Below are 24,916 nucleotides of genomic sequence, written 5' to 3'. Positions count from 1 at the left end.
ATTCCCTTGTATCACTTGCTATAGCAAAAATTTAATTAATTCACAGAATTTTAAGCAACAGAAAGATTTTCAGCACCCTAGTCTGAACTAATTGACAAACATCAAAAAAGCTTCAAAATAAATTGTTGCTTTACGTGGTTTTCTAAGTGGACGGCAACGATGACAGATATTCGGTTAATTCGAGGCCGCTGGGTTTTTACGGGTGAGACTACGCTAACTGATGGCGCGATCGCAATCCAGGACGATACTATTGTGGCGGTCGATTCCTGGGCGACGTTACAGGCGACCTATCCCCAGGCAGCGGTGATTGGCTCTGATAAGTTTGCTGTGATGCCGGGGTTAATCAATGCCCACCACCACAGTAATGGGGTGCCCAATTCTCTCCAGGGTGTGGACGATGATTTTCTAGAACTGTGGCTGTTTGCCAATATTGGCTTGCGATCGCAAGATCCTAAACTTAAAACTTTACTGAGTATTGCCCAGCTATTGCAGAGCGGGGTAACCAGCGTTGTCGATGTGGTCAGCCTTGGTGGCACCGCCCAGGACTGTCGGGACAATCTTGAGGGACGACTGGCCGCCTATGGGCAAGCTGGCATGCGCGTCGCCCTAACACCGGGCATTCGCTATGAAAATATGTTTGTCCATGGTGAAGATGACGCCTTTTTAACCAGTCTGCCAGAAGACTTAAGACAGCGGCTGCAAACCTTGGTGCCCATGGTACAGCCCTTATCCAGAACAGCGCACATAGAGCTGATTACCGACTTTGTTCAACAGTATCAGACTCATCCTCACATTGATATCTGGTTTGGTCCACCAGGCCCCCAATGGGTGGGCGATGAGTTACTGGTGCAGATGGTGGATGCTGCTGAGCGCTTAGATACCCATGTCCAAACCCATGCCCTGGAGTCATTCTATGAAAAACTGATGGGGCCGCGTCTCTATGGTCAATCTGTGATTGCTCACTTAAACCAACTGGGGGTACTGAGCCCTCGGTTCTCCATTGCCCACGGCGTCTGGCTCACACCAGCTGACATTGAAATTTTGGCGACAACTGGAGCTGCGGTCAGCCACAACCCCAGCTCTAACCTGCGGCTGCGGGCGGGCATGGCTCCGCTGACCGCCATGCTCTCTGGTGGGGCCACCGTCGGGTTAGGGATGGATGGCACTACCCTTGGCGATGATGAGGACATGTTTGCTGAAATGCGATTAGCGGCGCGGCTGCAGCGGTCTCCTCAAATTAATAGCCCTGCCCCTGGCTATGGCGATATCTTTCAGCTGGCAACAACAGGCAGTGCTAAGCTCATGGGCAAAGAGCAACAGCTTGGCAAACTTGCCCCTGGCTATCGGGCCGATGTGGTGTTGGTAAATTGCGATCGCATCACCTGGCCCTGGGTGTCTCCTGGGGCCAATCCCCTCCATGTCATGCTGATGCGGGCCAAAGCCACCGATGTGGACACTGTGTTAGTCAATGGCAAAGTTGTCTTAAAATCAGGCACACCCACCGGTTTTGACCTACAAGCAGTTGGACAAACCATTGCCGAACAACTTGAAGCCGCCCCCAACCGAGACAACTATCGTGCACTAGCAGCAGAGCTCATCCCCTATTTAAGTAACTGGTATGCCCAATGGGAAGTACCGCCCTTATCTCCCTATGCCGCCTTCAACTCTCGCACTTAGTAAGCATTAGGTTATCCCAGGGCACCCACAAGGGGAAGCCCCTACTGGGGACGATATAACACCTGCCAACGACCGGCCCATTCCATTTCAGGATAATTAATTTTTACCCAGTTCCAACGGGTGGGCAAATCCCCCGGAATCACCAGTACTGATGGATCAGTCATCAGCCGACGTAAGTAAAGATTATCCTCGGGGTTCCCTAGCCGAATCCAACGGGGTTCCCATCCCTGGGCGGTTTGAAAATAGGCCTCGTTGACAATGCCATCGTTAATGGTAATGGTGTCTTTGTTTAGGGCAAAGGCCAGGGAGGGTAGCGCTTCGTTATAAACCAAGACTGGTAAACTCTCTAACCGGCGTTGCTGAATAATCTGAGAGACAACATTGGCACTCTCTTTCCACGGTCCATTGGCCTGGGTGTAGTAACCGCCATATAACAACACCATAAATGATGGCACCAGCACCATGGCCACCAGCCGAATTCTGACCCCCGCTCGGATAAACCGATATAGCAAAATCACTAAGACTAACGTGCTCAATGCCGTTATCACCATGGGCCAGGTGGTTTGCAATGGCTGTCCAAGAATTTGATAGCCCAGGGGTGCCATGAAGGCCAGCATACCCAGACAGCCATAAATTTGGGCAAACCAGCGACTGTAACGCCACACTTGTTGTTTCGTTAGAAACTGCACCCAATAGCTGACAAGAATCGAGAACCCAGATACCAGGGGCAACAATGCCGCCAGGGATGCACTACCGGTTAACGTGTAGAACACCAATGGCAGGGCTAGCCAGGTGACACAGACTGGCAACACATTGGGGTTTTGCCAGACCGGACTGGCAAGGTTGGGCAACACTAAAAACCACCAAGGTAAACTGCCCAACAGAAAGGTGATTGCATATTGCCAGCGGGGATGCCTGGGTGGCCCGAAAAAGGTGTCTTGCCAAAATGTCTGGCGGATAAAGGCCCAGACATCGGGGAGGTGATGGCTGGCGTGCACAAACCAAAAGCAGGTGAGCCCAACTGCCATGATCAATGCGGCCAGGCCATGACGCCAGTGAATCCCATAGTTGCGAGGCCCAAATATCAAGACATAGGTGCCCACGGTGATGGGCAATAGCAGACTATGTAACCCGCCGCATAATAGGCCACCGGCGAATGCGATCGCGAGTCCATAGAGGGCAGCCGGTAGTTTTTCCAGATGGTAGAGCAGAATATAGTAGATAGCTGCCAGCTCGAAGGTGGCCAACAATATATCGGCGGATAGGTAACGGCTACAGGCCAACACCAGGGGACATGACAGATAGATCAGTCCAGCAAACAGACCGACCTGGGACGACCCAAATAATCGCATCGCAATGCGGTAAGTAAAAATTACCTGGACCAAAATGCTGATCTGGATAAAGAAGCGAGCCCCAAATGTATTGATGCCCCACAGCCGCATTCCCAGGCTGGTCAACCAGAGGGGCAATGGCAGATGGCTAAAATCGTTTACCCCCAGCAACCGAGGATGCATAAAATTTTGCCGGGCCAGCATATCCCGACTAATCTCAGCAATACTGCCCTCGGGCCCTGTGGTGATGACCCACAGATGCAGGTTGAACAGCAACACAATCAACACCACTGCCAGCAGTAGATATAAAAAACGGTCAGGTCGCATGGGGACAGACATACGTGCAGCTAGGGCGTGTTCAAAACATTACACCACGCGGTTTATGCTCCCGAAACCGTCATCCGACCTGTTATACCAAATATATGGGTTAGCACACATAGTTGACAAAACGATACAATTAGAATTAAAAGTACATAAATGCGTAGCCAGTCGTCGTATTGCTAAAGCCGCGACTGATTCTCGCGCTTTGGATCCATCTTTGGTTTCTACGAGTAACTGCTATGACTATTGGCTTTTCAAATGAGCCCCTGCTGCGCTCAAAGCAGCATGATTTAGATTTGCAAGATTTACGCGGGGCCTGGCACTTTCGTCACAGTGTCCTTGGCTATGCATTTTCAAGTATTTACACTCGCGTTGATCAAGTGTTTGCGTTGTGGGGGGCCCTGGCAGTATTCATGTTTGCCTCAGCTCAAGTGTCCCACGCTAGCTGGCAGCAACTGGCAATCGCTTGGTCCGGCCTTACGGTAATTGCTGTTGTGGGTATGGTGTCCATCGTGCGCTTTTGGGCACGGGTAGAACGACTCATGTGGCTAGTATACAGCTGGGCTACATTAATGTTAGTCGGCACTGTAATCACCAATTGGGGCGTGTTTGGCTATGTAGGGCCAATATTGATAAACCTCTGCCCCTTGTGGTTAGGGTTGTGTGCCATTGGCCATGGCCTGACGGGTTGGGGCATTCGCTCGCGTACGTTTTTAGGGCTGACGGTGGTGCATGGGGTTGCCGCGTTTGCCGTGACCCAGCTAGGTACCTGGCAATACGGGGTGACCGGTGCCATCATTGGCGGCAGTCTACTATTACTGACTCAGCTTCAATGGGATATGCGTCCTCCCATTGACTATGCTGTACTGACTAATGAACAACGCTCCTTTAATCATCATCAGCGAAAGCTGAGGCAGACTAGCTAACAAGCGAGAGGTCACTCCTTCAAGATAGGACTACCGCCAACAACCGTTAGGGTGGAGTTTCTTACTTTAAAGCCGCTGGTTTTGAAAAACCAGCGGCTTTCTGCTTTTTTGTTGAATATCTGTTGAATAGTTATTTTGACAACATCCCGATAAGGATAGTTGTAAATTTTCTCGAAACCGATCCATTCATCTTGTGTACCAAATCCGAATGTATTAAACCCGATTAAAAATAGACCATCCTGTAGGGGCACTCCCTTGTGGATGCCCTTCGATACCGGGTGCTATCAGTCGGGATTTCGTATTAGAGACAATTTATCCAATATTTCTATCCCAAGCTACTGCTAACTCTCTTTTTTAGGTAGTACCACAAAAAATAATACACCTGTGAACCTGTCTCCTGCCATGGCTTTATCCTTCCAGAGGAGAAAACATTTAAATATTAACTTATGTATACAAAGCAAGAAAAATTGATTAATGAGTTGTTGTCATCTATCTACTCGCTACGCAGCGAGATAACAAACAACAATACTACACACTAGGTAAGGAACTATGGCTAACGTACTCCCCAGTGAGTTAATGAATTCCGTTCTAGGAAAACTCTATGATGCACTGTGCAGTGGCGATGGTGCTGCGCCTCCCTCCGAAGACAACTATCTGGCCTGGGTTACCCCTGGCATTCCCTTTCCGCCAGACGAATTTGATTTTCTAACCGAGGGTCTGGGCGGCGTATATAAAAATGTCAGGGATGATTTTAACGCCGATAAACCCAACAATAATGGTGAAACTGAAGAAGTCGATGAAGACACCAGTGTAGAAGAGCTCAACAGAATGTTGGCTGATGAAAGCCGCCGTAAGTATATCCATGCCGAAAATCTGGCACGGTTATGCGATCTCATTCCAGATACATCGGGCACTGGCACCAATTCTTTCAATGTTTGGAATGTTGAAAATACCCTCTCTCAAGCTTACGAACAAGTTCTGAGGTTTAGTCAGGTTGCAGATGTTGAACCCGATGAGCGTACCAAGGCCAAGCTAGAGAAACTGCGGAGCCTGATGGTTTCTAAGAGAATCGAAGTCGATTTTCTGACCGATGAAGAAAGAGTCATCGAAGAACCCAGTCCACTTGTTCTTAAGTATGACCAGTACTTGGGTGAATGGGAGGCGGCTAAGCTAGCCTACAATACCCTGCGTATTGAGGCTGAGGCTGGGAATGACCCCAAAGCGGTTTCGGCCTGGGCCATCAATGGCCCCATTCTTCGTAGACGGGTGCAAGCGGCTGAGCGCAAATGGTCAACCTTAGGTTATCGCGAACAGTTTGATCGTATTAGTGCCTTTATCAAACAAGTCGAAGGTAGAAGCATTGCGTTACTCAAGCAACAATACCAGGAGTTGTTTGAAGAGGGACAGCTCAACAGCATGCTAACGGGGCTGCCGTTTCATCCTGTTACCTTTGTTCCCGGTGGTTTTGCCCGATACGAAGACGGATGGACCCAGTTCAAGTTTGACAGTTCTGACTACGCCAGTAGTTATGACTACTCCAAGAAAGGGTTCGGTACTAAAGTCAAAGCTGGCTTTGGCCTATGGCGGGCTAAGGCTGAAGCTAACTACGACAGAACTGAAATTGAGCACAAGATCAATACTTCGCGGTTTAAACTGCGCTTTAAGATCGCTCAGGTTCCCATTATTCGACCCTGGTTTAACGTCAACTTTCTAACGAGCACCTACTGGAGATTTGACGAGGCCGTGCCTGATTTTAATAATCAGATGGTGTCTGATGGAGCTGCTCAACCTGAAGGTATGATTCCAGCGTTCACCACCACGGCGATTTTTGTCAGAGACTTATTTCTAGAGTTTGGTGAGTCTGAGTACAGCTACGATTCTTTGAAGAAGCACTTTGATGTCAGCGCTGGCGGTGGCTGGGGTCCTTTCTCCGTGGGTGGTAGCTACAAGCAGGATAATTTTGAAAGAAATGTGAACTCTCACCGAGAGGAACAGGGCATTCGGATTCCTGGCATGCAGCTGATTGGGTTTAAGTGTCACCAGATGCCCAAATCTCCCAATCCAAACCCCAGTATCAAAAAGTGGATTTAGGATTGCTTTTTCCCTTTATTGATACCGAGTAATTCTTTTTAAGAACAACTCATTACGGGGCTTAGGGTTGCCCACGGACTAGACATACTGTTCTAGTCCGTGGGCCATGCGCTCCATTTTCAAAATTCGCCTTAGAACGTTCATACAAACTAAAAACGTTCATATAAACTAAAAATGAACAGAATTAGCTTAGCCTTAATGGGCAAACTCGCTAAACTGCATCAGGACAGTTTAGCCGAAAAAGATACATTTGTTGCCATCAACAAACTGGCAGAAGCCTATACGCTATACGATTTTGAACAACCTCAACATCCCCAGGAATTTGCAGAAATCACCAATTTTATCGTTCCTAGCAAACGGTTTTATGAGCCTGATACTACTAAATTTATTTGGGATGTCTATAAAGACAGTCTGGGTAAGGCCTTTGCTGCCAGCGGTAATTTTCTAACCGCCGAAGAAGAGGCCAAACTCCAGGAAGCACTCGCCTATGTTGAGGATCCTGAAAATCGAGAAAACTATTACACCTGTCAGGATGAAGCACTGGCGGCGGCGGCTGAACTTGCTAGCTTGATTTCTCAAAAAACAGCTGCGGAACGTGATGATGATACCGATGCTGTTGCCTCCCTCAACGATTTGATCGCCATTGCTAGACAACGAGAAGAAGCTGCCTCGCGTAAATGGCAGGACATCGGTAACAAGCTAGTGTATGAAAACCATCAAAATATCAAGTTTCAACTGGAAGCTAGATATCCATCCAATATCTTAGAGCATTACAAGTCAAAGCTCTCGGGAGCCGAACGGGAAAAAATTGGTAAAGGAACGTCCGGTTACTATTATCCAACCAGTTTTGTGCCCAGTAACTTCTTTAAGGAGGGGGGGAGTGGTTGGGCCAGTATCGCCATGGATGCCAGGGAAGTCGACGAATATTACAACTATGCTAAAAACACTGTATTCAAAGACTACCAAGACTTTTTCAGTGATGAACAGGACGAATTAGAAATCGAAAAAATTAGTGTCGACATTGGTATTCTCTCCGTTGTCAGAGATTGGTTTAGTATTGATCTTTTCCATCAACGATTCTGGGATCTGCCAAAATTCATTGCCCCTCTCAGTGATGGTGAACCCAGTCCCACCGGGTCCCTATCGGTGCTGCCGGTCAAAATGATCTTTTTGCGGAATCTAGACGTAGAACTGAAGGAAGATTCAGCCAAAAACAGAAACACATTCAAAAAAACCATTGGGAAGAATCTGCCTATTTTTGTTGGTAACGTCATGCTAAATGCATCACCTCAGTTAAAATCAGGTTCTGTGAACATTCTGTCCACCCCCAAAGCTCTAAACTATCAGGCCGTCAAAAAGGATAGACAAATACTACACCGGCAAATAGACAATCAGTCAGGCGTCCAGATACTCAAGGGTAAAAACATTAATGCTCTTAAAACTCAGCTGACGGCATCTAGCACTGTGCAACCGGTTGCCTTTACCAATTTCACAGGTAGTACAAAAATCGCCTTAGGCAGAGCTCGGGTCTTAACCCAATCTGCTGGGATGTATCTGATTAGCCACAAGGCGGTTCCAACCAATATTTCAAGCCATATCACCAACATTAACAATGGTGTTACCAATGGCAACCGCAATTTCTTGTTATTTACCACCCAAAAGTATGGTGTATACAACACCCATGAAACCGGTGTCTGGTTCAACGGCAGCCAGTGGACTGTGTATAACCAGAACCGGAAACCCATGCCTAAGAACAACCAGGTCAATGTTCTAGCGGTTAATCCAGCCTTAAACAGAAATGTGTTTGTTCATATAACCACGAAAAACAACACAAGTGGCCATATCACCACCCTTAATCATGGGCTAACCAACAACCAAAGTAATGCTATCGTGCTCGTTACCCAGCATTACGGGAAATACAATGTTAGCCAGGTAGGTGTGTGGTTTAGCGGTGGCAAATGGAAAATTTATAACGAAGACCTGAAGCCCATGCCAATTGGTACCAAGTTTAATATTTTGGTCTTAAAACCAGGGGCTCCTATTCGATTTGGTGGCTTAGAAGGTGTCGCTTTCCAACATAAAGTAACTGATGCCACTAAACAGGGCAGCATGAAGCATGTCAGTTACATTAATAACGGGTTTAGCAATGGTGTTCCCCAGGGCATTGTCTTTGTTACCCAGCGATGGATCAACACCTATAACCCAAATCCCATAGGCGTTTGGTACTCCAATAATAAATGGACAGTTTACAACCAAAACCGCAAACCTCTTCCCAACAACGTCACATTTAATGTGTTGGTGGTCAAGCCTGCCCGCGCTGCGGTGCCAAAACCTCGGCCCAGACCGGTACCCCGTCCCGCACCCAAACCCCGTCCCGCACCGAGCAAGCCTGTGGAGAAAGATCCTGACAAGGAAATTGAAGACCTATTCCCAGCATTCTGGTTAGCTGGGTTCGTCTGCAAGAACTTGCCCAAAGCGCCTAATCCAGATCCCGATTTGGATTGGATATAGCGTTGTCACCTATTTTGCGATCGCTGATTTAGGGGATGAACCGGTTAGAACTATTGCTATTTGACGGTATCCGACAGCTCAAGTCATCTTGAGGATCAGCAATGCCCCCATTTATATTCTTTCGTTTCGAGAACACCCATCATGGTAAACAAATGTGGTGGAACGCCTGAACCACCTGATAAACCTGTCAAACCCCTCAGTCATGAAGAGCAAGTTTTGCATATTGCTATGGATGAACTGCTCAAGATCATGACTGAGCATCCCATCAGGGGCCTGGATGAAGACTTCTCTCAAATGGATGTCGATACGGCCATTCAACTCATCTTAGAGACAACGTCCTATGGGCTTGATTACGCCGAACTGAATCCCCCAATACAGGACCTGGTAATAGCCATGGCTAAATATGTCATTTTATTTCAGCGAGTTATGATGCCGGGCTATTCATCCCTATTGGTTGACCTCCAGGCTTTCCTGGGGGCACTTATTGAATTCAATGACCTAAAAATTAGGGGATTAAGGGGCAGTAATCCCCTTGATGTATCGAGATGGGCCACCCATGGTCCCAGTCTACGACGTTCCCTTAGCTCTAAAAAACGAGTGTTTCTGAACAATCTGTCACAGTTTAGGGCAATTAACTTCCAACAATAGTCAACACACCTACTAGGAGACTAACAATGCAGATTATTAATCACCTTCTCTACCATAATGATGGTACTCCCTATCCCTTTGAGGAGAGTCCCAACTCTGGTGGCACGTTGCGCCATGAGTACTTAGTAATGCATTTCACAGCGGGTAGAACTGCAAAATCAGCTGTACGATGGCTCACTCAAGCTCAGGCCAAAGCGTCTGCCCACCTGGTCATTGGCCGAGATGGCAGTATTACCCAGCTGGTGCCGTTTAATGTGAAAGCCTGGCATGCCGGGCGCAGTTCTTGGGAGGGGAGAACAGGTCTCAACAAATACTCGATTGGGATTGAACTGGTGAACGCCGGTAGGCTAAAGCGCCAAGGGGGCGAATGGAAAAGTTGGTTTAATCAGGTGTATGACGACGTTGATGTACTCGAAGCAACCCACAAACATGAGTCATCCTCCAGTGGTTGGCATGTTTATACCGAAGAACAACTAGAGGCGGCGATGGACGTTGCCAGCCTGTTGGTCGACGAATATGGTTTGCAAGATGTCATCGGCCATGATGATATTGCCCCCCAACGCAAGAATGATCCAGGCCCCGCTTTCCCCATGGATAGTTTTCGTGCCAGGGTAATGGGCCGTGAGGATTTAGAAGAGTTCTATGAAACAACAGGTCGATTAAATATTCGCACGGGTCCAGGCACTCAGTATGAGAAGTTGCCAGAGAGCCCGCTACCTGCCCACACACCCGTTGACATTCTAGACACTAGCAATAATTGGAAACTAGTCACTGTGCTAGAAACCATCAATGACAATATGGATATAGAAGGGTGGGTTCATGGTCGTTATTTGCAACGTCAGAGCTGACGGCTTGTAAACCGGATTGAGAATCAAGGCAAGACGATTTGCCAGCCCGTACTCTCGAAAAGAAAGAAAGTTAAAGAAAAACGGGTGGATAGCCCTTAGAGTTATCCCCCCGTTTAGCTCCCTGCCAAGGACTAATACAATCTGTTCAATAGGCGGAGGTGTCTCTCCCCCTAGACATGCTTCCACTAACTAGTCTAGACGTACTTAAAGGTACTGCTGTTGAGGTTGAGATTACCCGAGCCGCGAATCACGGCAATGAGTTCATCTTTTTGACCAGCCGCATTATCAATGAACAATCCACGGCCACGATCAGCACCTTTGGGAGATGAACCCAAACGGTAGTCATGGTCATTACTAAGCTGGATCATATCACCCTGACTCGTATTCAAGTCCGTGATCAGAGCGTAGTTTGATATCCCCATGGAGCGTATTTTACCGTCATCGTAAAGGGTGCCAGATTGATTACCCAAGACAAAGGTGTCACGACCTCTACCTCCAGTCATCACGTCTTTTTCGGCAGCCGTTCTACGCCATGCTCCTTGCAGAAAATCATTACCATCTCCACCAACGAGCCTATCATTGCCCCAGCCACCTAGCAGTCTGTCATTGCCCGAGCCACCGTTAACGCGGTCATTGCCCGAGCCACCATGAACATAATCATTGCCTGAACCACCAAAGACTTTATCGTTACCTCTTTCACCAAACACCTTATCAGCGCCTTGATCGCCGTAAATGGTGTCGTTACCGCCTTTACCACGAATCGTATCGTTACCATTCTTGCCAGAGATACGCTGTTTTTTTGACCCGCCAGTAATGGTGTCAATGCGGCGAGTACCCCGAATCACAGCGTTGTTACTCGTGATTCGATTCGGTCCTGAAGGAGGCGTGGGCACTGGAGGCGTGGGCACTGGAGGCGTGGGCACTGGAGGTGCTGGAGGTGTGGGCGCTGGGGGCGCTGGAGGTGCAGGCGTTGGACTATTCCCATTCTCACCTCCAATTAGCAGCAGGTAAGCATCGTCTCCACCGCCAGCATTTCTCTGGACCGCGTTTGCCGTCACCAGGTCAGCCCCTGGTTCAGCCGTCAGGGCTAGTGCGGCTACACCACCACCGACACCAATCGCATTGGCGTCTCCATCGACAAAGGGGGTCCAAACATAACGCGTCTTTAAATCAGGACTCATAACAGCCAGAAAGCCTTCTGACCCTGAGTACCCAGGTACTCTTTGACCCTCAATAGTTTGGTTATCGCGATTGGCTAAACTTGCATTAGCCTGACCCACAAGGTACACATTGCCCTGTTGATCAGCCGTAATGTCGGTTGGTTTAACACTGTTTCCTCTACCGCTGCTTAGCCGGGTAAGCAACGATTGTCCCTTTTTAAGATCACCTGTAGCTAGATCATAACGACCGTAATAGGTCATTTTGACTGAACCGACATTGGTGGCTTGAGTGTAGCGATCTGTTTGTACTGTGTCAGGCCCCGATGACTGGGAAAAATTGAGTGGGTCCCGGGAAAAAATAGAAAAGCCGGTGCCTCCGTTAATTGAATAAGCGGCGTAGAGTTCACCGTCATCACCAATGGCAATGCTTTCACCACGCGTATCGGCCATCAAATTGGCTTTGCGGATGTTGGCGGCGCTTTCGTCATAGCTTTTCCATTTCTGTTTTCCGTTGTAGTCCCAAGCTTGGGTAAAGGCTACTTGCAAGTTCGATGACTTTTGCTCATAGCCAGTGGCGATCAACGTGCCACCGTTTTTATCGGTGATGGCCACATCGTTAAAGCGGCGATTGTTCTTGCCAGTGGAAAACTCTTCTTGAACTTTACCCTGGCTATTATATAGTTTGATTTGACTACTACCCTGTATGGCAACAACTCTACCGCTGTCAGAAATGGAGACCTGACTGGCTGAGATGCTGTTGTCACTCCAAATAATGCGGCTGCCATCTGCACTCAGAACGGCTACTCCAAAGTCACCAGCAACGGCTATTTCTCCTTTACTGTTGACTTCTAGATCGTCGACCTCACTGGGGAGATGAGTCACTGAAAGGACTTTGTTAGTCTTGTTGTTGTAGCGAACAACGCTGCCTTCACCACCGCCCAATAAGTTGATTTTCTTTGCACTGGAGCTATATTGAGAGAGTGCGCCACCAAAAACGGTGATGCCATTTTTTGAAACATCGACTGCATTGGCAGAATCATTTCTGTTGCCACCCAGATAAGTAGCACCAGAGACATCCAGGTTATTAGTCTTTTTGGTAAGTTCTTTGATGGTCATAAATAGTCCCCGTTTGACAGATGAATGGATGAATTAGTCGAGCGTAAAGAACCGATAACTTTGCGCACATAGTTCATAGCAGCGCCGAAAGCTTTAGACAGCAAAAGCTATGGGCACTACAAAAGGCATGAATACATGTAGCCTTCTGCGTTATCGAGTGTCGCGTAAAGTATCTAAAAAACTTTCTTGAAAGAACGGTTTATGTCAGCACGATTTTGCTGCGAATAAGCGAGACGATCTTTTTGAGTTGTTGTCTACATGAAATCTTGAACAAGTAATCCATAATCTTGTTCTAACTGGACTGGTAGCTGTGTTTAATACCTGGTCTGCGGCTGCATCGGGAACAATCTGCAAGACATATAACCTTTGGTACTAAAAAGTATAGCTATCGGTAATCATTGCCCTTCTGAACAACCTTTTCGTCACGGGAGTTTTAAGTTTACTCAAATGTTCAGAATACAAAGATATTGCGGGCTCCGGAGAGTCTCTAATTAATGTCCTCGGAAATCAGCCGATGTGGTAGAGTCATTGCTTCCTTGAAAAGAAACAGAGCACCTTGGTGTGCATAGCCGACTTATTTTACTAATGAACGTTACTGTTTGTTAGGACTCAAAACATAGCCGAGTGTACCCTTGATGCTCATTTAAACAATTTGTTTAGGCATTGTCAAGATTGGTTCACACCAGATAAAGATTAGCTATAGATAGCGTCTGTAGCTTTGCGCACACAGCTCACCGCCAGTCTCTTTTAAGAACAATAGCCATGGATAGGTGACAGCACGCAATAGATCGGTGTCAGACCCAGTCAACACCTTGGCGAGATCATCCATTTCGGATTGAGAATACGGAATTCGGGCTTTGTATAATATTGTTCTTAGCTATTCTCCAAGATTCCGTAATACTCATCAAAAGTATTCACCATGGAAAGAAACGGGCTCGGTAATTGTAAGAAACGGGTAGACAGTTGGTGACCATCTACCCATTTGACTCTCTGTCAAGGTTTTTAAGGAGATTTTTATTTAATAGTAGTTACCAATCTTGCGGTGGTGAACAGCGGTCATTGATTCATCCTTCGAGACCTTGCCATCCGCAACGGTGCAATACACCAGCCAGTGATCGCTAAGTTCCATCCGAGTTGTTACCGTACACTCCAGGTACGCCAGAGCATCGGCTAGAATCGGAGACTTGTTGTTGGCAGGGCGGGTACGAATACCAGCAAACCGGTCAGCACCGGGGGGGAAACGCTTCAGGAAGTGCTTCATCAGTGGCAGATGATTACCCTCTTCCAAAATATTTAGCACAAACGTGTCACCCACCTGCATCAGGGATTCAATGGCTCGGTCTTTAGCAACTGCGATGGTAAAGCCCAATGGCTTGAAGCTAGCCTGGGAAATCCAGGAAGCCAACATCGCGCTAGTCACTGCGCCTTTGGCAGCAGTGATGATATAAAGACCGCTACTGATGCGACCCAGCGCCTTTTGTAGATCAGCATCAAGCCCCTTAATTTTCTTAATTTTCTTTGCTTGAGCCAGGTCTTGACCCAGGTCAGTCCCGGTCTCGTCGCAAAGCTGGTAGAGCGCTTCAGATGGCGTATCTTTCACCCGAATGGGGTCAAACGCAACCTTTAGATCCAGGTCCTGTAGCTGACTCTGCAGCGTATCGATGGGCTCGTCATCCCCACCGTAGGACTCAAAAAGACCATAGGTTTGCTTATTATTGACAGCTGCCAAAATGGAACTCAGCGCCGTTTGCACTTCTTCGGCACCCTGACCTGAGGATGGGGGCATGCCCATCAAAATACCTTTAGCGCGACCGACTAGTTCAGTGACATCATGGGGATCCGCCAGACGCATATCCATCATTTCGACAGCGACGCCGGTTTTAGTAATGCCTTTAGCCAGGGCTTGGGAGATGCGATCGCAATACCCATAGTCCGACACATAGAAAACCGCCACCATATTCTCGGCCTTGCTTTTCTCATTACTCCAGCGGCGATAGCGCTCGGTGAGTTCTTCTAGATTGTGATGCAGCAGGGGACCATGACCGGTGGCGATGGTGCTAATTGTGCCCAACTTATCCATGCGCTTCATGGCAGACAGCACCGAGCGGGCATTGGGAGCCATCAAACACTCATAGTAAAAGCGAAAGTCAGGCGTCAGCGCATCCAGATCTTCATCAAAGGTATCGTCACTACAATAGTGGGCACCAAAAGCATCACAGGTGTAGAGAATGCCAGTCTTTTGATCGTAGGTAAAAATGGTATCGGGCCAGTGGAGATTGGGCGCACTCACAAATTCCAAAACGTGGCCATTGCCTAAATCCAGAGTGTCACCACTTTTCACCAGCTGCGATTCAAAGGGCTGATGAACCAGATCCTCCAGGAACTTCACCGCTACCTTAGCCCCAACCACAACTGCCTGAGGTGCAAGATCCAACACATCCTTCACCAGGCCGCTATGGTCCGGTTCAGTATGACTAATCACGATATAGTCAATTTCCTTAGGATCAATCAGCCCCGTCAGCGCATCCATATAGAGCTGCTGAAACTTAGCGTGGGAGGTGTCTATCAGTGCTGTCTTTTCCCCACGCACTATGTAAGAATTATAGGTCGTACCGTTCTGCAACCCAAACTCAATATCAAACCGATCCCGATCCCAGTCCAGGGACCGGATAGTCGTAGTATTTTCAGCAATCTCACCAGTAGCGATAGTGAGACGCTTTTCAGCTGGTTTGGCAGTGTTTGGAGCAGCTACAACCATAGGTACCTCTAAACTGGTCTGACTAATATGTCATAACGCGCATGCGCACGACTTTAGCAACACGAAGGTTGCTTTAGTATTATTGTGTCTCAAAACATTAATTTTTGCAGTCTTTTTTCCTAACGTAACTGATAAGCATAAGCAATACTAATAGCGCTTAAGGTTGTGGGGGCAGTTCCCAGGGGGGGAGCCCACAGCGCCGTTCTTCCTATGGACCCAATCAGGATTTAAGCCTTTAAGACACTTTAAATAAGGCTAGATGGGTGAGACCGTAGCGTTTAGTGCGGGAGAGTTCCAGGCCAATGAGAGATTTGGGCTGCCAATGTTCTGGAGTATATTCTGTAGCAACTATTGCCCCTGGAGCTAATAGAGATTTCTCAACCAGAAGAGCAAGCACTTTGTCGTAGAGTTTAGCAGCGTAGGGTGGATCTAAGTACACCAGATCAAAGGGGTCTAAAGTTAAAGTCTGTAGCTTTTTAGTCACCTCTCCACGAATGACTTGAAAGGATTGTTCTGGTTTAGCAACGGTCTGCCAGTTGGTTTGCACAATCCGACAGGCAGCCCCCGACTGCTCTATGCCCACCACCACGCTGGCCCCGCGACAAAGGGCTTCTGCCCCCATGGCACCACTACCCGCACATAGATCTAACCAACGGCAGCCACTGACTCGCCCCTGCCAAATATTAAACAACGCCTCGCGTACCTTAGCGGGGGTGGGGCGAGTCGCCTGCCCCGGCAACGTTTTGATGGCACGATTACCGTAGATACGAATAGACATTTGGCAATAAACAATGGGTTATCTCTATAGGGACCCTTCTCTGGGGCACTCCTTTGTGGATGCCCGTGTCACAAGGCATACCAATTCACAGATAAGAGCACCAATCGCTCCAGCCACCGGGATAAAGCTTACCCATGGGTTTACCGGCCACAACCTGGGAAAATAAATTAACACAGGCCGTCACACCAGACCCACAGTAGACGATAACTTCATTGGCATCGTCCACCCCTCGCCAATATTGCGCCAATTCGTCTGGCGCTTTGAGCAATCCGGCGTCAGTACTAAGATCTTTCCAAAAATAGTTCACTGCCCCTGGCACAGAACCCGCAATCGGATCAATGGGTTCATGTTCACCACGGAAGCGATCGGCGGATCGAGCGTCGATTACCACCGTGCCAGGGGTGTCTTTGTGTTGACGCACATAGTCAATATCCACAACCCAATTAGCCTGGGTCTGGGGCATAAAGCGACCTACCTGAGATGGTGGCGTTTCACGACTAAGGGGTAAGCCTGCCTTAATCCAGGCATCTATACCCCCATCCAACAAAGCTACATTGCCGTGGCCTAAATAGCGCAACATCCACCAAAGGCGGGCGGCAAACGCAAACCGGGAGGCATCGTAAATCACAACGGGTGTCTGAGGCGTAGACTGCATGCCTAACAGGTTTAGAGTGTCGACAAACGTTTGCCAGTTGGGCAACGGGTGACGGCCCCCATGGTCTTGAACGGGGCTAGAGAGATGTTTGTTTAGGTCGAGATAGTAGGCACCGGGGATATGACCAGAGTCGTATTGCTGTTGACCCAGTTCCGGTTCTGGCAGAGAAAATCGGCAATCAATAACAAGCAAGACGCTATTGAGATGTTTTGCCAGCCACTGGGGACTAACAATATAAGTAGTGGTCAGATCAATAGGCGACTCTGGCGGTAAAGACAACGTTTGGATCCGTAGCAAAGACGATGTTAATTATAGTTTCGTTAGGATTGGTAGCTCATTAATGGCTGATGACGACTATAAAAATTCATCTAGTGGTCTGACGATAGAATTAACTGGGGATGGCTCAGCCACGTTTTACTCGGAGGAATTTGGCGAGCATTTTCACTGCCGTCATGGAGCCTATACCGATGCGCAGCGAAATTATGTCGATGCGGCCAATATTCCGGAGCTGGCCAAAGCGGAACGGCTATCTATTTTGGATGTTTGCTATGGGCTGGGATACAACACAGCAGCGGCCCTGGATACGATTCAGCAGGTCAATCCTGACTGTCAGGTGACGATTCGGGCCTTGGAAATCAATGTAACGGTGGTTCGGGATGCGATCGCAAATAACCTCATCCACCACTGGACACCGCACACCCAGCAAATCCTGAAGACCCTGGCCACCGAGCAATCTTACAAAAGCCCCACACTGGATATCCAGCTAATCATTGGCGACGCCCGGCAAACGTTGCAACCCCTGGCCGCCAACGGTTGGCAGGCTGATGCCATTCTATTTGACCCGTTTTCCCCCCCACGCTGCCCCCAGCTTTGGACGGTGGAATTCTTTAAACTTACGGCTCAATGCCTGGCTGAGAGCGGCATCCTGGCCACCTATTCCTGCGCCGCTGCTGTTCGTTCAGCCATGGGATTAGCTGGCTTAACCATGGGCTCATTGCCAGGAACCGGTCGCCATTGGCCCTGCACCGTGGCGACCAAAGATCAGCGCCCTTTACCAGACCTGTCGCCACAGGAACAAGAGCATCTGCAAACACGGGCGGCAATTCCCTATCGTGACCCAACGCTGGCAGCAACGGCTGAAGCAATTGTGGCCCAGCGTCAGCAGGAACAGCAGGAATCTAAACTGGAACCAACGAGTGCCTGGCGACGACGTTGGTTAACGAGGCAGAGGGGCTAAAAATGCTTGATTTTGAGTTTTGAGTTTTGAATTAGTGACTTGGTTGACCTGGATAAAACCAGAGACCAAGAACCAAGAACCAAGAACCAAAAACCAAGGACTAAGAACCAAGAACCAAGAACCAAGAACTTAAACGTCTATCTACCCTTTGGCTTTCCTGGCATACCCTTTACCCTAAGTAGCCATCATACTTGGGAAGTCCAACCGCTGCGCGGTATACTCCTCCCGTAATTTTTTGATGTTCTTACGCTAACGTTTACTCTCGTAATTCCTATGACTAACCCATTGGCAGTGGCAGTATTGGCAGCAGGTAAAGGAACTCGGATGCGATCGCGTCTGCCTAAGGTGCTTCATCCTCTAGGGGGTCGCACCCTGGTGGAAAATGTGCTGGCTAGCTTGGAACACGTACAACCCGAACGCCAAATTGCCATTGTGGGGTATCTGGCCGATGACGTACAGACTGCATTGGCCCACGTATCTGGATTGGAATTCGTTGAGCAAACTGAACAGCTAGGCACCGGCCATGCCGTGCAGCAGGTAATTCCTGCCTTAGAAGGGTTTGAAGGTAACCTGCTGGTGCTGAATGGGGATGTACCCCTACTGCGCCCCGAGACCATTGCCAAAATGGTGCAGACCCATGTTGAGAACAAGAATGCTGCCACCATTCTCACGGCCCAGTTTGAGGATCCGACCGGCTATGGCCGAGTCTTCTGCGATGAGAATTATATTGTCTCTGAGATTATTGAACACCGCGACTGCACCCCTGAACAGCGTGGTAACAGACGCATTAACTCCGGCATTTACTGCTTTAACTGGCAAAAGCTAATGATGGTGCTACCCCACCTGAGGTCAGATAACGACCAGAATGAATACTATCTAACCGATGTGGTCAAAGACCTTTCACCGGTAATGGCCTTAGATGTAGACGATATCGAAGAGATTTCTGGTATCAACAACCGTAAGCAGTTATCAGACGCAGCCACGATTCTGCAATGCCGCATCAAGGATGAACTGATGCTTTCTGGGATTACCATGATCAATCCTGACAGCATCACCATTGATGCCACCGTCAAGGTGGAGCCCGATGTGGTAATTGAACCGGAAACCCACCTGCGTGGCAACACCACCATTGCTGCCGGTTGCCACATTGGTCCCGGCACTCTGATTGACAACAGCACCATCGGGGCAAACACTACGATCAAGTATTCAGTCATCAATGACAGTAAAATTGAAGGTGCAGGCCAAATTGGTCCCTACACCCATCTGCGTGGTGAAGTGATAATTGGTGAAGGCTGCCGCGTTGGCAACTTTGTTGAAGTCAAAAAAACCACCATTGGCAACAACACTAATGCTGCCCATTTGTCTTATCTGGGTAATGCCACCTTAGGTGACAAAGTCAACATTGGTGCAGGCACTATCACGGCCAACTACGATGGCTATAAAAAACATCCCACGGTAATTAAAGACAATACTAAAACAGGCTCCAACAGTGTTTTAGTGGCCCCTGTCACATTGGGTAAGAATGTGACGGTGGGTGCAGGCGCAGTGGTCACAAAAGACGTGGATGATAACTGTCTGATCGTCACCCGTGGTGAGCGGCGTGTGCTTAAAAACTGGAAACCCAAGTTTATGAACAAGGATATTACTGAGAAATAAGCCCCAATTAGTAAATCCGCCTCCTGCATATAGTTCAGGAGACGGATTTAGATGACCCCTTACTTTTTATAATCGACCTTCAGCAGAGACAATCTCAGGAACAATTGCTTCAATTGCCTCTTCAGTTGCTTCAGTCAACAACTCATCAGCAGCACGGTTTTCATCAGAACTGACGTCGGGACCACGATTTAAGTTAATGTATCCACCGCTTCTAGATGCATCACCTTCACCTTGAGCAGTGGCAACAATTTCCCGAGTTACGGGGTCAACCAGACGCACATTAAGCTGTACGGTAGCGTTGGTTTCATCACTACAGGTGCGACCCACAAACGGTACATTTACACATTGACGATTATCTTTTAAATCAAACTGGGTAATCGTTCCCATAATAACCGCGTCTACATTCATTTCCTGAGCACGGTCTAAGGTAGCGCTCTCGTCGAGGACATTGCCGGACTGGACTGCGACCTGACTGCTGTCAACAACAGAATAGGCCCCATCGTTAACCAACTCAGTAATTAATAACTCACTGATGCCGCGAGCAGCACCCTGACCACGATAATAGCTGTAGTACCACCAATAGTCAGAACTCACATCACCATGGGATAGGGGTAAAATGGCAATTTTTGGCCGCTCATTTTGAGCAAGCTGTACTGGAGCTACAGCATTACTTGATGGAACGGGCATAGCTACTGTAGCTTGGATGGGTGCGAATGCCAGCAACGCACATCCTGTAGATGTCAGTAGACGAGAAATCATTTGCATTTGTGTTTCCTTATAATCAATTCCAAGGTTATGGCGTGGTTGCACCCTGCAGGCATCATCACCAGACTTGAGAGTGATATACATTCATAATGGTTAAACCTGGCTCACCTGGACGTTGAACAGATAGATGTTCCCCAGTAGGCTTCAAGCGTTGATGGTCAGATTCTACACAGACACCTCAAAAACTGTCCTAATAGTCAACCAGCATTCGCTATTATCAGGATTTATATTCGATATTTTTGGCACATACAGTTAAATGGCAATATTGGAACGCAGCCATGACCAATAGCTCCCAATATCGCAGGTTAGGTACCGCCTGAGGCATCAAGTTGTGATGATTTTTTGTGTTTTTTTAGTGAGGTTGAGTGCTGACTGCCTGACACATCTCCATTCTCTCCATTGATAACTCAAGCTTGATCCACCCAGACAACCTCTAACTTGGAGAGCGCTTCTATCGACTCATCAAACACCACAACCGCTCCTAATCGCTCAGACATATTGGCTTCGGTGACTAACATGCCAATCAATAAACCTTGGGAATCTAAGACGATATGCCGCTTACGGCCTTTAACTTTCTTGCCACCGTCATAGCCGTAGACACCCCCCTTTTTTCCGTGGTCTTCACCGATTGAGAATCGGCTATTGCCACTGTTGATTACTCATCTCGTCCTAATTGAGTCCGTACTATCTTTATAAATCAGCTCTCAGAGGATACGAAGCGATAAACACGATTTGCAAGAGCTAGATTAGCGATGCTGAAAAGGGAAATGCCGTAGGAAAAATCTCTTTTATCAACGAACTATTAGAAATGGCCATGTAATTTATTTACTCACTAAGTAGGGTTTGCTGAAAAACTCAATAAAAATCTCAGTGGTTATCCGGCAGCCCAAACGCGATCAGCATTGCCTTGCTGATTATCGATGGGTTTCAGCCCATCATCGCTGAACATTGCTGCAAAGGGGCGTACATTTGCCTGATAGCCACGTAGTAACCGTATCAATCCCCTCAATAACAAGACAATAAAACGGCGTAGCCGTTTCTCCAAGTTCATGACCAAGCAGGTCATGGCAATCATGGTTTCGGCCGTTTGGGCGAGTTTAGCCATGACGCGTCCCAGGCTAAATCGTCGTTTGGCCTGACCAAACTTGCCTTCGACGGCGACTCGAACACTCTCATCCTCTTGGGCTTGTTGTCGAAGCCATGCTTGTTGGATTTCATCAAGCGACGGTCGGCCTAAGGGCGGACCACTCAGACGGATGCCATGCCGTTTACACCACCTCAAGTTATCGCGTGTCCGATAAATCTGGTCAGCATGCACTGACTCAGGATAGTGTCCGGTACGAACTCGAAAGCGTTCTATCTGAGCAATCAAGTCCTCGGATTCGTTGACGTTATTCCAACTGAGACGGTCGAGAAACACATAACCGGCTACACAACTCATGGCGAATTTGGCTCCAAATTCGACGGGCGTCCCCGCGTTACCGCGCACAATGGGACGTACATGGGGCTGTGAAATACTCACAATGCGGTCATCAATCCGTCGCTGCTTGTGGTGGTACATGTGCTGTTGTTGACGAAACACCTCGTGACTCACCAATAGGGTCTTGTACTCCTGTGGATTCAGCGCCGCGAGCGTTGCGCCTGCCTCGATTAGCCGGTCGATGTGGCCCAGGTTTCGTCGCACATAGTTGAGCTGTTGGCGGAGGCCTTTGCGGATCAATTTGCGGGGCTTTTTGCGCCGTTTCACAATCCTGAGGTAGTCTCTGCGAGCAGTGTGTCGATACGTTCGGGGCTTCTTGGGTAGACAGCCTGCCACTTGTTGATACAACTCATCGATTAGCCGTTCACTATGCTCTCTAGCTTGGTTGAGCAAATCGAGGTCGGTCGGATAGTGAATATCGGCAGGCGCGCAACTGGCATCCACAATCAATTGACCTTGATTGCCACTCGATGGCGGGTCGGGTGGGTCTGAGTCATCATCTCTCTCGGATGCACTCTCCTGAGGTGAGGGCGGAGATGGGTCCATGCCTGCTTGAACCACCGATTCATTCACCGCTAACACCAGGTCCAAACCGATTCGTTTTCGAAAATGGACCAGCATTGACGCATCAAACGGAGCCTGGTCACTGTACTCATGAAGCCCGAGAAAATATTGCAGATAGGGATTCTCTCGTATCTGGTCAATCGTCTCTCGGTCACTGACACCCAATTTTTCTTTGATAATCAATGCGCCCAACGCTATCCGAAATCCCTTCGCGGGGGCTCCCATATCCTCGCTAAACTGGCTCGCATAGGTCGATTCAAACTCCTCCCATGGGATCATCTCGGCCAGTTTCACCCAACGATTCTCCGGCGATAATTTACCCCCAAACGGTAGATAAAAATCTTGGAACGATAGCTGGCCGGGTGAAGATTGTCGGTACATTTCCCTGAGTAGGTGCAAGGGTTTTGAGCATTTTAACCACTTTTCCGTGCACTTAAGCACATCTCAATAGAATGAAACCCTTGCTGAGTATGGAGGCTGGACTTCAACAGCAAACCCTAAGTAGTAGGCATTTCTTAGGCAGTTTTTTTTGCATAGCCTTATCGCCTTACAGTGGTCAGATAATACTCTTTTGTTCTTTCAGAATAGTTTCTAGATGTTCTTTGATCTCATAGCGCAGCCTTGGGTTTACATTGCCCAGGTTTAGGAGTGCCATTTTTAGGGCATAGAGTGCTCTTAATAGCTTGCTAGAATTTTCGGGTAGGAGAACTTTGCTGTCTTTGATGCTGCGATCAATATCGTTGATGGCGGCACGGGCTTCTTCAGGGGATAAGTCCTCTATTTTCTTTTGGCGTAATACGTCCAGGGCTGGATAGTCTGAGGTATTGGTGTTTCTCTTAGTAATGTCTGACTGGACACGGGCCATGTCGGCAATAGCCTGTTTAACTTTTTCTCTAGTATCGTCAGTGGGTGGTTTACCTTGTTTGGTAATAATCAGATCGATCAGCTCATCTTTATTTTGGACGGTGAGGTCTGGGTCGACGCCGCCCAGCTCATACAAGGCCAGTTGTAAAGCGCGGAGGACCTTTTGCCATTTGCTGGTATCAGCGGGCAGGAGGTCGGCTTTTCCTTCTTCAATAGCTTTGTCTACCGCTGCGATTGCTTGAATAATGTCATCGGCGGTCATGTCCTCAGGCGGGGTATCTTTGAGTTTTTCTAGGGCCTTATAGTCGATGGGCGTAGGGGGACGGTTGTTAATGTCTGACTGGATGCGGTTTACGTCGGCGATCGCTTGCTCGATCTTGTCTCTAGTGTCGTCAGTGAGGGGCTGGCCTTGTTTGGTGGCGATCTGGTCGATTAGTTGGTCTCTATCTTTGACGGCCAGGTCTGGGGCAACGCCACCGAGCTCAAACAGGGCCAGTTGTAGGGTACGGAGGACTTTTTGCCATTTGCTGGCATCAGCGGGCAGGAGGTCAGTTTGTCCTTTTTCGATGGCGTTGTCTACGGCTGCAATGGCTTGAATGATTTCATCGGCGGTCATGTCCTCGGGCTGTTTGTTTTTAAGTTTTTCCAGGTCTTGATTGCCTGGGGGTTTTTGGGGCTGACGGGCTGTCTGGCGGAGGGGGATGTCGGCCTGTACTTTGTTGGCATCGGCGATTGCTTTGCGAACTTTGGCGCTGGTGGCGGGGTCGGTTGTGGTGTTGGCTTGTTTGGTTTTGATCAGTTTTTTGAGGTTTTCTTTGTCTTTGACGGCGAGGCGGGGGTCAACGTCAGCGAGTTCAAACAGCGCCATTTTTAGGGCATACATGGCTCGCTGCCATTTGCTGGCATCAGCGGGGAGTAGGTTGGTTTGTCCGTCTTTGATGGCGTCTTCTACGGCGTTGATGGCGTCGCTGATGTCATCGGCGCTCATGTCTTCTGGTTTTTTCTTGATTGCGATTGCGGTGGCAATGGCGCTTTCTCTGATGTTGGTTGCGGTGTCTTGGAGGTTATTTTTTGCTTGGGTGAGTTCGTTGCGGGCTTTTTTTAGGTCAGTGGGGTTGGTGTCTTTGTCTTTATCTTTTTTTTCTGGGTCGGTTTGGTTGTTATTGTTGTTTCGTTTGGCGTCGAGGTCTAGTAGACCTCTTTTGAGGGTGTGGGCGGCGCGGAGGAGTTTGCTAGCATCGGCTGGGGGGAGTTTTTGGGCAGTTCTGATGTCGTTATCGATATCTCGGATGAGGGTTTGGCGGTCGGCTGGGGTTAGGGTTTTGGGGTCGGAGTCGGGTTTTCTGTTGGGGGAGTCGGGTTTTGAGTCGCGGGGTTTGGTGCGTTTTTTGTTGGGGGTTGGGCCTTTGGTTTTTGAGCGTTGTTTTTTGAATTTTGTTTTTAACTTTTTTTTGAGGCGTGAGGATAATGACATGGGGACACCCTCTCCGATTTATTTTGAATTTTGTTGATGTAGAATAAAGGCGAAGT

17 protein-coding genes and 1 pseudogene are annotated in these 24,916 nt (G+C 48.4%); 8 read left to right on the top strand and 10 right to left on the bottom strand.

Annotation, left to right across the window (positions count from 1 at the left end; all coding sequences use genetic code 11):
* The first annotated feature begins 159 nt into the window (after nucleotides 1–159).
* On the top strand, nucleotides 160–1,677 hold the full coding sequence (locus SPB21_RS13795) for an amidohydrolase family protein (RefSeq protein WP_499866880.1): 1,518 nt from the start codon (nucleotides 160–162) through the stop codon (nucleotides 1,675–1,677).
* A 41-nt stretch (nucleotides 1,678–1,718) separates the two neighbouring features.
* Here the strand turns inward: SPB21_RS13795 and SPB21_RS13790 are convergent, their stop codons facing one another.
* Nucleotides 1,719–3,335 (bottom strand): ArnT family glycosyltransferase, encoded by a 1,617-nt coding sequence (locus tag SPB21_RS13790; protein WP_499866878.1) that lies wholly within the window; start codon nucleotides 3,333–3,335, stop codon nucleotides 1,719–1,721.
* A 233-nt stretch (nucleotides 3,336–3,568) separates the two neighbouring features.
* On the opposite strand from SPB21_RS13790, the gene SPB21_RS13785 reads away from it, so the two are divergent.
* From SPB21_RS13785 to SPB21_RS13765, 5 genes are all read left to right on the top strand, one after another.
* Nucleotides 3,569–4,255, top strand: a complete 687-nt coding sequence (locus SPB21_RS13785) for a hypothetical protein (RefSeq protein WP_499866876.1) — start codon at nucleotides 3,569–3,571, stop codon at nucleotides 4,253–4,255.
* 549 nt (nucleotides 4,256–4,804) lie between these two features.
* A complete protein-coding gene (locus tag SPB21_RS13780) occupies nucleotides 4,805–6,346 on the top strand; it encodes a hypothetical protein (RefSeq protein WP_499866875.1) in 1,542 nt (513 codons plus the stop codon).
* Between the two features lie 174 nt (nucleotides 6,347–6,520).
* A complete protein-coding gene (locus SPB21_RS13775) occupies nucleotides 6,521–8,857 on the top strand; it encodes a DUF7452 domain-containing protein (protein ID WP_499866873.1) in 2,337 nt (778 codons plus the stop codon).
* 141 nt (nucleotides 8,858–8,998) lie between these two features.
* Nucleotides 8,999–9,505, top strand: coding sequence for a hypothetical protein (locus SPB21_RS13770; protein WP_499866871.1), 507 nt, complete (start codon nucleotides 8,999–9,001; stop codon nucleotides 9,503–9,505).
* Nucleotides 9,506–9,531: 26 nt separating this feature from the next.
* On the top strand, nucleotides 9,532–10,353 hold the full coding sequence (locus tag SPB21_RS13765; protein WP_499866870.1) for an N-acetylmuramoyl-L-alanine amidase: 822 nt from the start codon (nucleotides 9,532–9,534) through the stop codon (nucleotides 10,351–10,353).
* A 194-nt stretch (nucleotides 10,354–10,547) separates the two neighbouring features.
* Here SPB21_RS13765 and SPB21_RS13760 read toward each other — a convergent pair whose 3' ends face one another.
* The 5 genes from SPB21_RS13760 to SPB21_RS13740 all read right to left on the bottom strand — a co-directional run bounded on the left by SPB21_RS13760 (nucleotide 10,548) and on the right by SPB21_RS13740 (nucleotide 17,108).
* Nucleotides 10,548–12,629 carry a calcium-binding protein gene (locus SPB21_RS13760; RefSeq protein ID WP_499866869.1) on the bottom strand — a complete coding sequence of 694 codons (2,082 nt, stop codon included), beginning with the start codon at nucleotides 12,627–12,629 and terminating at the stop codon, nucleotides 10,548–10,550.
* Nucleotides 12,630–13,326: 697 nt separating this feature from the next.
* Nucleotides 13,327–13,458: a hypothetical protein gene (locus SPB21_RS13755; RefSeq protein ID WP_284681692.1), complete on the bottom strand. Its 132-nt coding sequence runs from the start codon at nucleotides 13,456–13,458 to the stop codon at nucleotides 13,327–13,329.
* A 189-nt stretch (nucleotides 13,459–13,647) separates the two neighbouring features.
* Nucleotides 13,648–15,387: a diflavin flavoprotein gene (locus SPB21_RS13750; RefSeq protein WP_499866868.1), complete on the bottom strand. Its 1,740-nt coding sequence runs from the start codon at nucleotides 15,385–15,387 to the stop codon at nucleotides 13,648–13,650.
* 235 nt (nucleotides 15,388–15,622) lie between these two features.
* Complete coding sequence (gene rsmD / locus SPB21_RS13745) at nucleotides 15,623–16,165, bottom strand: 16S rRNA (guanine(966)-N(2))-methyltransferase RsmD (protein ID WP_499062300.1); 543 nt, start codon at nucleotides 16,163–16,165, stop codon at nucleotides 15,623–15,625.
* An 85-nt stretch (nucleotides 16,166–16,250) separates the two neighbouring features.
* A complete protein-coding gene (locus tag SPB21_RS13740) occupies nucleotides 16,251–17,108 on the bottom strand; it encodes a sulfurtransferase (protein ID WP_499868705.1) in 858 nt (285 codons plus the stop codon).
* Nucleotides 17,109–17,160: 52 nt separating this feature from the next.
* Between SPB21_RS13740 and SPB21_RS13735 the strand changes: the two genes are divergently transcribed.
* Nucleotides 17,161–18,057, top strand: coding sequence for a tRNA (5-methylaminomethyl-2-thiouridine)(34)-methyltransferase MnmD (locus SPB21_RS13735; protein WP_499866867.1), 897 nt, complete (start codon nucleotides 17,161–17,163; stop codon nucleotides 18,055–18,057).
* Nucleotides 18,058–18,330: 273 nt separating this feature from the next.
* Nucleotides 18,331–19,713, top strand: coding sequence for a bifunctional UDP-N-acetylglucosamine diphosphorylase/glucosamine-1-phosphate N-acetyltransferase GlmU (glmU, locus tag SPB21_RS13730; protein ID WP_499866866.1), 1,383 nt, complete (start codon nucleotides 18,331–18,333; stop codon nucleotides 19,711–19,713).
* A 66-nt stretch (nucleotides 19,714–19,779) separates the two neighbouring features.
* Here the strand turns inward: glmU and SPB21_RS13725 are convergent, their stop codons facing one another.
* The 4 genes and pseudogenes from SPB21_RS13725 to SPB21_RS13710 form a co-directional block, all read right to left on the bottom strand.
* Complete coding sequence (locus SPB21_RS13725; RefSeq protein ID WP_499866864.1) at nucleotides 19,780–20,478, bottom strand: CsgG/HfaB family protein; 699 nt, start codon at nucleotides 20,476–20,478, stop codon at nucleotides 19,780–19,782.
* Between the two features lie 413 nt (nucleotides 20,479–20,891).
* Nucleotides 20,892–21,163, bottom strand: a pseudogene (locus SPB21_RS13720) (transposase); the annotation flags it as partial.
* A 189-nt stretch (nucleotides 21,164–21,352) separates the two neighbouring features.
* Entirely contained in the window at nucleotides 21,353–22,903 is a 1,551-nt protein-coding gene (locus SPB21_RS13715; RefSeq protein WP_499866863.1) for an IS5 family transposase, read from the bottom strand.
* A gap of 175 nt (nucleotides 22,904–23,078) precedes the next feature.
* The gene (locus SPB21_RS13710) at nucleotides 23,079–24,860 is read right to left on the bottom strand and encodes a hypothetical protein (RefSeq protein WP_499866862.1); all 1,782 of its coding nucleotides are present in this window, start codon (nucleotides 24,858–24,860) and stop codon (nucleotides 23,079–23,081) included.
* Nucleotides 24,861–24,916: the final 56 nt, after the last annotated feature.

This window comes from Leptothoe sp. ISB3NOV94-8A (assembly GCF_043421595.1).
In the GTDB taxonomy this organism is placed as follows: Bacteria; Cyanobacteriota; Cyanobacteriia; order Phormidesmidales; family Phormidesmidaceae; genus Leptothoe; species Leptothoe turfae.
This window is presented reverse-complemented; position numbering and strand designations above follow the sequence as displayed.

Bases quoted from the DNA above. Each gene is read 5' to 3' on its own strand.
- SPB21_RS13750 (WP_499866868.1), bottom strand. From the start codon at position 15,387: ATGGTTGTAGCTGCTCCAAACACTGCCAAACCAGCTGAAAAGCGTCTC.
- SPB21_RS13735 (WP_499866867.1), top strand. From the start codon at position 17,161: ATGGCTGATGACGACTATAAAAATTCATCTAGTGGTCTGACGATAGAA.
- SPB21_RS13715 (WP_499866863.1), bottom strand. From the start codon at position 22,903: ATGTACCGACAATCTTCACCCGGCCAGCTATCGTTCCAAGATTTTTAT.
- SPB21_RS13710 (WP_499866862.1), bottom strand. From the start codon at position 24,860: ATGTCATTATCCTCACGCCTCAAAAAAAAGTTAAAAACAAAATTCAAA.
- SPB21_RS13785 (WP_499866876.1), top strand. From the start codon at position 3,569: ATGACTATTGGCTTTTCAAATGAGCCCCTGCTGCGCTCAAAGCAGCAT.
- SPB21_RS13770 (WP_499866871.1), top strand. From the start codon at position 8,999: ATGGTAAACAAATGTGGTGGAACGCCTGAACCACCTGATAAACCTGTC.
- SPB21_RS13795 (WP_499866880.1), top strand. From the start codon at position 160: ATGACAGATATTCGGTTAATTCGAGGCCGCTGGGTTTTTACGGGTGAG.
- rsmD (WP_499062300.1), bottom strand. From the start codon at position 16,165: ATGTCTATTCGTATCTACGGTAATCGTGCCATCAAAACGTTGCCGGGG.
- SPB21_RS13780 (WP_499866875.1), top strand. From the start codon at position 4,805: ATGGCTAACGTACTCCCCAGTGAGTTAATGAATTCCGTTCTAGGAAAA.
- SPB21_RS13755 (WP_284681692.1), bottom strand. From the start codon at position 13,458: ATGGATGATCTCGCCAAGGTGTTGACTGGGTCTGACACCGATCTATTG.
- SPB21_RS13775 (WP_499866873.1), top strand. From the start codon at position 6,521: ATGAACAGAATTAGCTTAGCCTTAATGGGCAAACTCGCTAAACTGCAT.
- glmU (WP_499866866.1), top strand. From the start codon at position 18,331: ATGACTAACCCATTGGCAGTGGCAGTATTGGCAGCAGGTAAAGGAACT.
- SPB21_RS13760 (WP_499866869.1), bottom strand. From the start codon at position 12,629: ATGACCATCAAAGAACTTACCAAAAAGACTAATAACCTGGATGTCTCT.
- SPB21_RS13725 (WP_499866864.1), bottom strand. From the start codon at position 20,478: ATGCAAATGATTTCTCGTCTACTGACATCTACAGGATGTGCGTTGCTG.
- SPB21_RS13765 (WP_499866870.1), top strand. From the start codon at position 9,532: ATGCAGATTATTAATCACCTTCTCTACCATAATGATGGTACTCCCTAT.
- SPB21_RS13790 (WP_499866878.1), bottom strand. From the start codon at position 3,335: ATGCGACCTGACCGTTTTTTATATCTACTGCTGGCAGTGGTGTTGATT.